Here is a 6586-nt window from a genome sequence, read left to right as displayed (position 1 = left end):
ATCTGCACGCATGATGCTGCAGACCGCATCCGTATTGATTCCTAAATCAACGCTGCATATCACCTGCTCTTTTACATCTGTTTTTGATAAGCTTACTTCCTCTGTGTATAAAAACCGAAGGAAATATTTATGATGTTTCCTTTCCAAAGTTGGGGCAGATGCCTCTTTCCCGCTCCACTTTTTTCGAAGATATTCCATATCGGTATAAAGTAATTTCACCTGAAACCACTTCCACTCACGCCCATCAAATAGCTTTAAATAAGCCGTATCTTCTCCCGGTTCTGCTTCCCTATACATGACATCCCGATAGAATACCGGCATCGCATGATTCTCACAGACCAGCTTCGGTTTCCCCCTCAGTTCTCCCTTTTCCCACAAACTAAGGCGTGATTGATAGGAGGACACTGCTCCAAGTGCGTGTTGAATCGCCGCTCTTCTCAGATAAGATGGCATCTTAGGAAAATGACGGTCAAACGGAAATCTGGCATGATTCTTTTTTGTCTCATGTACCAGATGTTCCGCCTCATGTTTCCTACTTTCTTTTTTCCTTCTCTTTTTGTCCCTCAATGTATGCCACTACCTGATCCCTGCTTCGGTCACTTACGGTGACTGCACAATAGGATGGATTCCACAAATGTCCTCCCCATAGCTCCTGTTTTATTCCGGATGTGAAAGAAACAACTGACGTGCCAGATTCCCCTTCATAATCTTTATCATGTCTGATATAAAAAATTGTGGTTTGCAATCCAGAAGTAAATGAATATAATCTGGCATAACCTCCATCGCCAGAATCTTAAATTTGTATTCCTCCGCAAGTCCATACAACATTTTTTTACATTCTGCGTCTATCCCATTTTTCAGAACCTGTTTTCGATATTTCGTGCACCAGACAAGATGATATTGCAAAGAATACACATATCCTCTACCATATGAAAGTGTATTTCTCTTAATAGTAAATATATCTTTTTCCATGTTTATATTATACCATATGCCTCCGCATTTAGCAAACACTAGTTCTGCATCTTGATAAAAAATTTGGCACACCTAACTCATCACTACTACAATATACTTATGGGTAATCCCCTTACATCCAGTAAGGATTTATCCGTACTCGATGCTGGTTTGAAAACCTCCGTAAACAATGAATTTGACATTGTTTACGGAGGTTTTTGTTTTATCCCTTCGCTTTCACTTTATCAAACTCTGGGTTAAACGTATAGAAATTACGACTGCTCAGGTGATCCTGTACATTTCTTAAAGCTTCACCAAACCGCTGAAAATGTACAATCTCGCGCTCGCGCAGAAAACGGATCGGATCGCATACTTCCGGATCTTTGACCACGCGGAGAATATTGTCGTAGGTTGTGCGGGCTTTCTGCTCTGCTGCCATATCCTCATATAAATCCGTGATCGCATCGCCCTTCGACTGGAACTCGCACGCATTGAACGGAATTCCGCCTGCTGCCTGCGGCCAGATTGCCGTGGTGTGGTCGATATAGTATGGTCCGAACCCGGATGACTCGATCTGTGCCGGAGTAAGGTTGCGCGTGAGCTGCTGGACAATGGCGGCAATCATCTCCATATGGGCGAGTTCCTCAGTTCCGATGTCGGTCAGAAGTCCTTTCTGCATCTTATAAGGCATCGTATACCGCTGGGACAGGTAGCGCATAGAGGCTCCGATTTCGCCGTCAGGACCACCATACTGGCTCATTATATATTGCGCGATCTTCGGATTCGGCGTCTTGATATTGACTGGATATTGTAATCTTTTTTCATATCTCCACATACGCTACACCTCCCCTTCCCACGGCCAGCGCTCTGTAAGCCAGGACCATGTGCATGCATCGTCCGCATCCTCGATCGTGAGCGGTCCAAACGATGCCTCATACGCTTTAACAGCTTCTTTCCGAAGTGCCACCACATACCGGTAATAATTCAGCGCATTCCTGTCATCCGGGTGGGTGTCCAGATAGAGAATCACATCATCCATTGCAAAGCTGGCATCATCAATCCGTTTCATCAATTTTCTGGCAGTCTCATTCATCAGCAGGCACCTCCCATCATAAACGGCAGATCCAGATCCGGAAAAATAGTTCCCCGCCTGAATGCGGTTTCCAGCGCATACGGCTGCTGCCAGGACTGAACCGGTACATATCCCATGCCGACCGGATAATTTCCGCCTCCCAGAAATGTCTGCGGCGGCCTGTTTCCTCCTGTCTGCGGATACGGGCGGGCAGGTCGGATTTCTGGCCCCTGCGGGCAAAATGCCCCATTTTCCAAAACAGGATGCACCGAACCAGCACAAGGTATTTCCGGCGGACAGGTTGGCGGTGCAGTATTTATGCAGCGATTGCCAGAAATGCCTGCCACCGGGCATGACATAAGAGGCATTCCCGAACGGCAGGCATTTTTCCGGCTGGAGTTATCCTGATAACCATTCATATTTCATTCTCCTACAAAAGCAGTTATACTTTATCTTATGCAGGAAATATATAAATGCGATCGCCGCTGAAAAACAGAGCGATCATTATGTACTATTTTTTACAAAGGTAACTGATAACATCTTTTCTGGTAATAATACCGATAAAATTTTTCTGATCATCCAGCACCGGCACGAAATTCTGGTTCATGATCTTTCCCAGAAGATCTTCCATATCCGCATTGACAAGTACCGGCTGATTATCGGAACGGCGTGGAATCTCAGTGATCCGCACTTTTTCCAGTCCTTTCTGCACCAGATCTGTCTTATTTTTGAGTCCCCACAGCAGATCGCCCTCGGTTAATGTTCCTGCGTAACGCCCTGCCTTCGTGATGATCGGCACCGCAGAATACTTGTACTTTTCCATCGTATCCATTGCCTGCCCAACCGTGTCCTCCTCATTCACATAAATGACTTCACTTTTCGGTGTCAGAAAAAATAATATATTCATGGTTTACCTGTTCTCCTTTCATCTTTCCCCATACGTCCCCCATACGTATCTGTAGATTTTGTATATTTTCGTTCAAATCTGCCTCGTTCTTCTTGATTATACCAAATCCGTCCAAAAAAGATATAAAGAAATCCTTATTTTTCCATCAAATTTTTCTATAATCGGTACTGTTCATACCCGTGACCAGTAACTATATTCCGCTCCTAATAACCCATCTCCTCATCCACAAACACAACCTCTACTTCCATCCCATTGCTCGGACGCTCCAGGATCACGATCGAATGGCAAATCCGTGCCGGGCTGTTGCAGTCTACGCAAACGCCCGTTTTCGCACACGGGGTCTGGACCTGCAGACGGGCTGCGTTCTTCGGTGCTGCGATCTGTTTTGCACGTTCCATCGCAGATGTCAAATCCGGACAGACTTTATTGGTTCCAATGACAAAATATACTTTTTCCGGTCCGAATAAGGTCTGCGACACGCGGTTTCCGGTTCCATCGATATTGACCAGTTCTCCGGTTTTGGAAACACCATTGGCGCTGGTTATGTACACCTCGGCACTTCTCGCTTCCACAAGCGTCTCGCGCCCCGCCCTTTTCCAGTGCCAGATCACCTCATTTTTCTCGGAAAGTGCTTCATAAAGTCCCATCTCCTGTGCCGTTACGCTTCCGCCTATCGCAACTTTTTTCCCGGAAATCTGATCTTTCAGATAGGCCAACGCAGCCTCTTTTGTATCAAAGAAACTCGTTTTAAATCCGTGACGTTCAAAATTATTCTTCAGCAATTCCTGTTCCATCTTTGTCCTCCTTATTAAATCGTTCAATTTATAGTAACTTTTATTTATAACCTACATTGACAGCTTTTGATCTTTGAAAATATTCGTACTTTACCTATAGTATATCAAATATTGGCAGAAAAACAAGGCAGAGCAAATTAGCTGCCCGCCTTGCTTCAAATCAACAAAATTCCCTGTCTTCATGTTTTCATACAGCAGCTTTCTGTTTCAAAACCACCTGTCACAAAACACAAACTTATCCCTTCATTTCCAATTTCTGCCACAGCCAGAACCAGACTGCAAGGCGCATCATAAACAGCATTTCAGCCTGTCATTCCAGATAGTCCAGCGCATCCACCGGTTCTCCGTCGTGCATCAGCTCGAAATATACGTTATTTCCCTCAATCGAATAGTATTTGGTCGGCTCTGCCACATATCCGAGCGTCGTATCTTTTGCCACATACTGCTTCTGCGCCACCTGAACGTCTTTGAGCTGTCCACAGACCGCCGTGTAGCCGCTTCCCAGATTCAGCACAACATAATTGCCGATCTCCTCATTGGAACCGACTTCGGTTACCTGCGCCTCAGCGGGTGCGGCGACCGGCTCACTCACATCGCCCTGGATAATGAGCGCCGGATTGCATTTGTATTGATCGAGCGTCGGAAAATAGATTGTCGAATCCATGCTGTAATCGAGAATCACATTGCCCTGGACCGGCCAGCTTAAGCGATCGGTTCCATTGTAGGAAAGTGCGCGTGCGGCAGCTGCTCCGGCTCCCAGACTGCTCTCTTTTTCCTCCTCCATCGGCTTCTGATCGGCTTCATCCCGGTTATTGACCGAATACGAAGCGTCCGAACTTCCTGCCACCTGTGCGCGTGTTTCCGCCTGTCCGTCGTTTTCTTCTAAACGGTTCTGCGGCATCTCTTCCGCCAGGATTCCCTCCGTCTGCGGCACATCCAGATACGGATTTCTTCCATCCTGTGCATTATCTTTTCGAATTTTTACGGTTCCTGCTGCGGCTACGATTGTCAGCAGACCAAGCACTGTCATTACCAGAACAAGTTTGTCCCTGAATAACTGTCTTACTTTATTTTTCACGTTTATCACCTCGGTATTAGTCTTGCCGAAGTGAATCGTTTTATTCAGAAACGATTTGAATATTTTTAAAATAATGCTTTAAAATTTCTTCCGCGCTGCTCCCATTCTCCGCCATGAGTCCCGCCCCGTACTGCGACAACCCGTAACCATGCCCGCGCCCATAAGTAACACAGCGGATTTCATCCCCGTCTTCCTCGAGGGAAAAAGCTGGCGACGGCACGCCTAACGCATAGCGCACCGCGTCCCCGCTGTACGTCTCCGCCCCAATCTGCACGGTTTCCACATAACCGGCGCTGTCCCGTTTCACGATCTGAATTTCCTCCAGAATCCGCTCTTCTTCCAAATTTTCCAGATCCGTGTGTTCTCCCAATGCATTCAGTCCTTCTTCCAGACGTTTTTTCAGTTCTTCCCGTGTCATGCCCTGCCGCGTCAGGTAGCCGCCAGCGCCCTCATCCTCCTTTGCCGCAACCGACGCCAGATACGGATGCGCCTCATCCCCTTCGCGCGTCCGCCCCGCGCTCACTGCATGAAACAGCGGCTCAATATAATTCCCATCCCAGATCGCCGTCTGTCCTGCGCTCTCCCGCACCGCCCCACAGATCGCCTGGTAATATTCCGGCATTCCAGCCGCCTCAAACCGGCTCTCGATCTGCTCCGGCTCCAGATAATCCATATCTAGCGCCGATTCCTCGATCGAATCTGCCCCGTCCATCTCCCGGTACAGCGCTGTCCGTGCCAGAATTGCCTGTGCCTTGACTGCCTCCTTCGGATAGCCGTCCGGAATCTGCACTGCAGTCAGACCGATCAGATATTCTTCCAGTGGGACAGCATACCCGGTTCCGTTGTTGCGGACGCCATCCTCCCGATCCAGAAGGATCTGCCGACCATCCGTCTGACTTTCCCATCCAGATGTTCTATCTGAATTTCCTCCGATTTTTCCTCCATCCGCCCCTTGCACACGCCCGGAAACTGCCAGTGTTGTGATATATGGGATCAAAAAAGCCGCCAGTACGGCGGCAGTTCTCTTCTTCATTTCGGTTCTCCTGTTTTGACTGTTCCAGTACGGTTTCACGCATTTTCTGTTTTGCCATACCAGTAAACTTATGGTTTCAATGCCTTACAAACCTGCTTCTTTTCTCTGCCTTCCTTATCTTATGACAGGCACTCAAAAAATATCACAAGTCTACGCTCCGGCTTCTCCTCCGCCGCCCTTTGCAGTCTCTTCCAGTTTCCCCTCTATCATTCTTTTACTCCCCCAGCGTCACACCATCCAGCAGCCAGCGGAACCATCCCTTTTTCTTCATCACCACAGTTCCATGAAAGTCCATCGTCTTCTCCGGTGCCAGCACCTCATCGCCTTTTTCCAGGCAGAAACGCACCGAAACCGTGTAGTCATACGTCCGCGCCTTCTTCTCCCGCCCCGTCTCGCTCAGCTGACAGTTCGTCACATACACGCGTTCCACCGGTGCGGAAAACTGCGATAATAAAAGAACATACGGAAGCCCCGTCTGCTCCAGCGCCTCGCATCCAGCCTCGGTTGCCGTCTTTCCATACTCTTTCGCGTAGATCGCCGTCAGACCGTCCTGATACACCTCATCCAGATCAAACGCCCGGTTCGCCGTATAAAGCGAATAGATTTCCTTTTTCGCCTGCTGATAGGCGCTGTTTTTATAAGAAGCAAACAAAAACAGCGAAATGATAAAAAAGAGGGAAGCACCCACAAGAGGAACCGAAAATCCTTGTGTCCCCGGTCTTTTTCTGTATCCTCTCATAGTGTGTCCTCC

The 6586-nt window shown here is 47.9% G+C and carries 8 protein-coding genes and 2 pseudogenes; all 10 read right to left on the bottom strand.

Annotation, left to right across the window (positions count from 1 at the left end):
- Positions 1 to 567: pseudogene (locus tag DWZ16_RS14440) on the bottom strand (IS200/IS605 family accessory protein TnpB-related protein); the annotation flags it as partial.
- Positions 533 to 972: pseudogene (gene tnpA, locus DWZ16_RS14435) on the bottom strand (IS200/IS605 family transposase). The pseudogenes DWZ16_RS14440 and tnpA, both read right to left, overlap by 35 nt.
- A 202-nt stretch (positions 973 to 1174) precedes the next feature.
- Positions 1175 to 1786, bottom strand: a complete 612-nt coding sequence (locus tag DWZ16_RS14430; RefSeq protein ID WP_117795208.1) for a manganese catalase family protein — start codon at positions 1784 to 1786, stop codon at positions 1175 to 1177.
- A gap of 3 nt (positions 1787 to 1789) precedes the next feature.
- Entirely contained in the window at positions 1790 to 2044 is a 255-nt protein-coding gene (locus DWZ16_RS14425) for a spore coat protein CotJB (protein WP_022360123.1), read from the bottom strand.
- On the bottom strand, positions 2044 to 2442 hold the full coding sequence (locus tag DWZ16_RS14420; RefSeq protein ID WP_227589710.1) for a spore coat associated protein CotJA: 399 nt from the start codon (positions 2440 to 2442) through the stop codon (positions 2044 to 2046). The genes DWZ16_RS14425 and DWZ16_RS14420 overlap by 1 nt, the downstream gene beginning before the upstream one ends.
- A gap of 92 nt (positions 2443 to 2534) precedes the next feature.
- On the bottom strand, positions 2535 to 2930 hold the full coding sequence (locus DWZ16_RS14415; RefSeq protein ID WP_022360124.1) for a CBS domain-containing protein: 396 nt from the start codon (positions 2928 to 2930) through the stop codon (positions 2535 to 2537).
- 203 nt (positions 2931 to 3133) lie between these two features.
- Complete coding sequence (locus DWZ16_RS14410; RefSeq protein ID WP_118523105.1) at positions 3134 to 3724, bottom strand: lactate utilization protein; 591 nt, start codon at positions 3722 to 3724, stop codon at positions 3134 to 3136.
- Between the two features lie 310 nt (positions 3725 to 4034).
- A complete protein-coding gene (locus tag DWZ16_RS14405; protein ID WP_118523104.1) occupies positions 4035 to 4802 on the bottom strand; it encodes a M23 family metallopeptidase in 768 nt (255 codons plus the stop codon).
- Positions 4803 to 4842: 40 nt separating this feature from the next.
- Positions 4843 to 5835 carry a SpoIID/LytB domain-containing protein gene (locus DWZ16_RS14400; protein ID WP_118523103.1) on the bottom strand — a complete coding sequence of 331 codons (993 nt, stop codon included), beginning with the start codon at positions 5833 to 5835 and terminating at the stop codon, positions 4843 to 4845.
- Between the two features lie 214 nt (positions 5836 to 6049).
- Positions 6050 to 6574: a hypothetical protein gene (locus DWZ16_RS14395; RefSeq protein WP_118472915.1), complete on the bottom strand. Its 525-nt coding sequence runs from the start codon at positions 6572 to 6574 to the stop codon at positions 6050 to 6052.
- Positions 6575 to 6586 lie beyond the last annotated feature (12 nt).

The organism is Clostridium sp. AF29-8BH (assembly GCF_003478145.1).
GTDB classification, from domain to species: Bacteria; Bacillota; Clostridia; order Lachnospirales; family Lachnospiraceae; genus Otoolea; species Otoolea fessa.
Note: the sequence above shows the minus strand (reverse complement) of the source record. Positions and strands in the feature narration are given on the sequence as shown.

What these genes read in the sequence shown, in the direction of transcription:
- DWZ16_RS14425 (WP_022360123.1), bottom strand. Translation starts at nt 2,044, where the DNA reads ATGAATGAGACTGCCAGAAAATTGATGAAACGGATTGATGATGCCAGC.
- DWZ16_RS14415 (WP_022360124.1), bottom strand. Translation starts at nt 2,930, where the DNA reads ATGAATATATTATTTTTTCTGACACCGAAAAGTGAAGTCATTTATGTG.
- DWZ16_RS14430 (WP_117795208.1), bottom strand. Translation starts at nt 1,786, where the DNA reads ATGTGGAGATATGAAAAAAGATTACAATATCCAGTCAATATCAAGACG.
- DWZ16_RS14410 (WP_118523105.1), bottom strand. Translation starts at nt 3,724, where the DNA reads ATGGAACAGGAATTGCTGAAGAATAATTTTGAACGTCACGGATTTAAA.
- DWZ16_RS14420 (WP_227589710.1), bottom strand. Translation starts at nt 2,442, where the DNA reads ATGAATGGTTATCAGGATAACTCCAGCCGGAAAAATGCCTGCCGTTCG.
- DWZ16_RS14400 (WP_118523103.1), bottom strand. Translation starts at nt 5,835, where the DNA reads ATGAAGAAGAGAACTGCCGCCGTACTGGCGGCTTTTTTGATCCCATAT.
- DWZ16_RS14395 (WP_118472915.1), bottom strand. Translation starts at nt 6,574, where the DNA reads ATGAGAGGATACAGAAAAAGACCGGGGACACAAGGATTTTCGGTTCCT.